This window comes from Stenotrophomonas pictorum JCM 9942 (genome assembly GCF_001310775.1).
GTDB classification, from domain to species: Bacteria; Pseudomonadota; Gammaproteobacteria; order Xanthomonadales; family Xanthomonadaceae; genus Stenotrophomonas; species Stenotrophomonas pictorum.
This window is the reverse complement of the sequence record NZ_BAZI01000388.1, coordinates 1-2,477: the sequence shown is the minus strand read 5'-3', so window position 1 is coordinate 2,477 and position 2,477 is coordinate 1. Positions and strand designations below refer to the sequence as shown.

Annotated in this window: 4 protein-coding genes; 1 reads left to right on the top strand and 3 read right to left on the bottom strand. The window is 68.2% G+C overall.

What is annotated here, in order from left to right; all coding sequences use genetic code 11:
* Window positions 1–690: adenosylcobinamide-GDP ribazoletransferase (locus JCM9942_RS14110; RefSeq protein WP_218185502.1), on the top strand; the 690-nt coding region annotated here is incomplete at its 5' end.
* A gap of 4 nt (window positions 691–694) precedes the next feature.
* Here the strand turns inward: JCM9942_RS14110 and JCM9942_RS14105 are convergent.
* From JCM9942_RS14105 to queD, 3 genes are all read right to left on the bottom strand, one after another.
* Complete coding sequence (locus JCM9942_RS14105) at window positions 695–1,069, bottom strand: TfoX/Sxy family protein (RefSeq protein ID WP_054660463.1); 375 nt, start codon at window positions 1,067–1,069, stop codon at window positions 695–697.
* The gene (locus tag JCM9942_RS14100; protein ID WP_054660461.1) at window positions 1,066–1,548 is read right to left on the bottom strand and encodes a GAF domain-containing protein; all 483 of its coding nucleotides are present in this window, start codon (window positions 1,546–1,548) and stop codon (window positions 1,066–1,068) included. The genes JCM9942_RS14105 and JCM9942_RS14100 overlap by 4 nt, the downstream gene beginning before the upstream one ends.
* A 405-nt stretch (window positions 1,549–1,953) precedes the next feature.
* Entirely contained in the window at window positions 1,954–2,310 is a 357-nt protein-coding gene (queD, locus tag JCM9942_RS14095) for a 6-carboxytetrahydropterin synthase QueD (protein ID WP_054660459.1), read from the bottom strand.
* Window positions 2,311–2,477: the final 167 nt, after the last annotated feature.

Genomic DNA, 2,477 nt, shown 5'->3' with positions numbered 1-2,477 from the left:
GGTCAAGGACTTCCGCCAGGAGGACCTGAGCCGTTCGGCCGTGTACGTACCCGCTGGTGGGGGCGCTTATCGGGCGTGCTGCTGGCGCTGCCGCTGTATGCGCTGGGCGAGCGGCCGTGGCTGGCCGGCGCGCTGACCCTGTTGCTGTGGGTGTGGGTGACCGGCGCGCTGCATCTGGACGGGCTGGGCGATGTGGCCGACGCGTTCGGCGCGGCGCATCGCAACCCGCAGCGATTTCTGGAGGTGCTCAAGGATCCGCACATGGGCGTGTTCGGCGTGGTCACGCTGGTCATGCAGCTGCTGCTCAAGTTCGTGCTGCTGACCGAACTGGCGGCCAGTCCCGCCTGGTTCGGCATCGTGCTGGTGCCGGTGTGGGCGCGCTGGGGCACCTTGTGGTGGAGCCAGCGGATTCCGTCGCTGCATGGCGATGGCATGGGGGAACGTTTTTCCTGGCAGCTGCGGCCGGCGGCGATGTGGCTGTGGGCGCTGTTGCTGGCGGCGCTGACCGGGGTCTGTGCGTGGCCGCTGCTGCTGGCGTTGCTGCTGGTGCCGCTGGTCGCCTGGTACTGGCGGCGCGCGCTGGGCGGTATTTCCGGCGACTGTCTTGGCGCCAGTGTCGAGGTGGTCGAAACCCTGCTGTTGCTGGCGCTGGTGCTGTGGCCGGGCAGCGCGCTGCCGTTCTGGGCGTGAGACGTCAGTCTTCGCCGAAACGGATTTCCGCGGTGCGGTCCGATTCGGCTTCCGCCGGCTCCGCGGGGGGCAGGCGGGTTTCGTGCACCGGCCCGGCGGCCTGAGTGCCGCGCGCGGCCGGCAACTCGGCCAAGGCCGCTTCGTATTCGGCGACCAGCTGCTGACGGCGGGCTTCGGGCACGTCCTGCCAATGACAGTCGACCAGCGCGCCTTCCAGCGAATACAGCAGATTCAGGCTGGGCTTGAAGCCGGCACGGCGCACTTTCATGAACGCCGCGACCGGACCGGCGGCGACCAGGTCCTGCTGGCTGCGCAATCCCACCTGACGCAGCCATGCGGCGCTTTTCGGGCCGATGTTGCGCAGCTTGGTGGTACTCACGCCAACGACTCGACGAAGACCTGGGCGATGGCTTCCAGGCCGTGCTGGTCCTCGGCATCGAAGCGCGCGGTGACCGGGCTGTCGATATCCAGTACGCCGACCAGCTGGCCGTTATGCAGCAACGGCACCACCAGTTCCGAACGCGAGGCCGAATCGCAGGCGATATGGCCGGGGAACGCATCCACATCATCGATGCGCTGGGTCTGGCGGCTGCTCGCCGCCGCGCCGCAGACGCCCTTGTGCAGGGGAATGCGCACGCAGGCCGGCAAGCCCTGGAAGGGCCCGACCACCAGTTCGGTGCCATCGTAAAAATAGAAACCCGCCCAGTTCAGCTGCGGCAGCGCGTGGTAGATCAGGGCTGACAGATTGGCGGCATTGGCGATGCGGTCGCGTTCGCCCTGCACCAGTGCACGGGCCTGGGCCAGCAGCTGGGCGTACTGTTCCGGCTTGCTGCCGGTGAGGGAGGAGGTATTGAACATCGTATGAGTCTAGCGCCTGCGGGGGCACCGATTGTGCCAGCGGCGACAACGCTGTGGCTGGAATATGTTCGGCGGCTTGGTGACGGCGGGCGCTCACGGGCGGCGGCCGCTGCCATTGCGTTGCCCCAATGGATACCCGGCCGGCATCCCCGGGGGCGGACGAGGTGGCCCGCGTTGGGGTGAGCCTGCGGGCTCGCAGGTTCAGGGAATCCGGGTGCCCGCGTGGCGGTGCGTTCGAAGGGCTCGGGCGCTGGTTCCCTGCGCATATCGCCGGGGTGCAGACTCCGTCCATATCTGCCGGCTGGCGGCGGCCCGTAGTGGTTGCAGGTAGGTGGCCGGCCTGCTGAAAAACGCGGGGCGCCTGCGCAATCTGGCGGTCTTCGTCCGGTCGTCGGCCGGCGTCCCTCAGGGGCCGCGGTAGCTGCAGCCGGAGGTGCAGGTCTCGTGCACGGTCACTTCGCTCAGCAGCGGCAGCGCCGGCTTCAGGCGGTCCCAGATCCACATCGCCAGACGCTCGCTGGTCGGGTTTTCCAGGCCGGGAATGTCATTGAGGTAGTGGTGGTCGAGCTGGTCGTACAGCGGCTGGAAGGCGGCTTTCAGATCGCTGAAATCCATGATCCAGCCGGTGTCCTCGCCCGGTTCGCCGCTGACCTTGAGTTCAACGCGGAACGAATGGCCGTGCAGGCGCGAGCACTTGTGGCCGGTCGGGACGTTGGGCAGCCGGTGGGCGGCCTCGAGGGTGAAAACCTTGAAAATATCCATGGCTCGATTGTATCGCTGGGGCCGGCGGGTAGGCCGGCATGGGGGATCTCGGTAAAGCGAAAGGCCGGCAGATGCCGGCCTTTCGCTGGGGGCTGCCTGCGGATCAGGCGCTGGGACGGCGCTGACCGCCACCGCCACCCTGGCGGCGCGGCTGACCATCACGCGGG

Bases quoted from the DNA above. Each gene is read 5' to 3' on its own strand.
- JCM9942_RS14100 (WP_054660461.1), bottom strand. From the start codon at position 1,548: ATGTTCAATACCTCCTCCCTCACCGGCAGCAAGCCGGAACAGTACGCC.
- queD (WP_054660459.1), bottom strand. From the start codon at position 2,310: ATGGATATTTTCAAGGTTTTCACCCTCGAGGCCGCCCACCGGCTGCCC.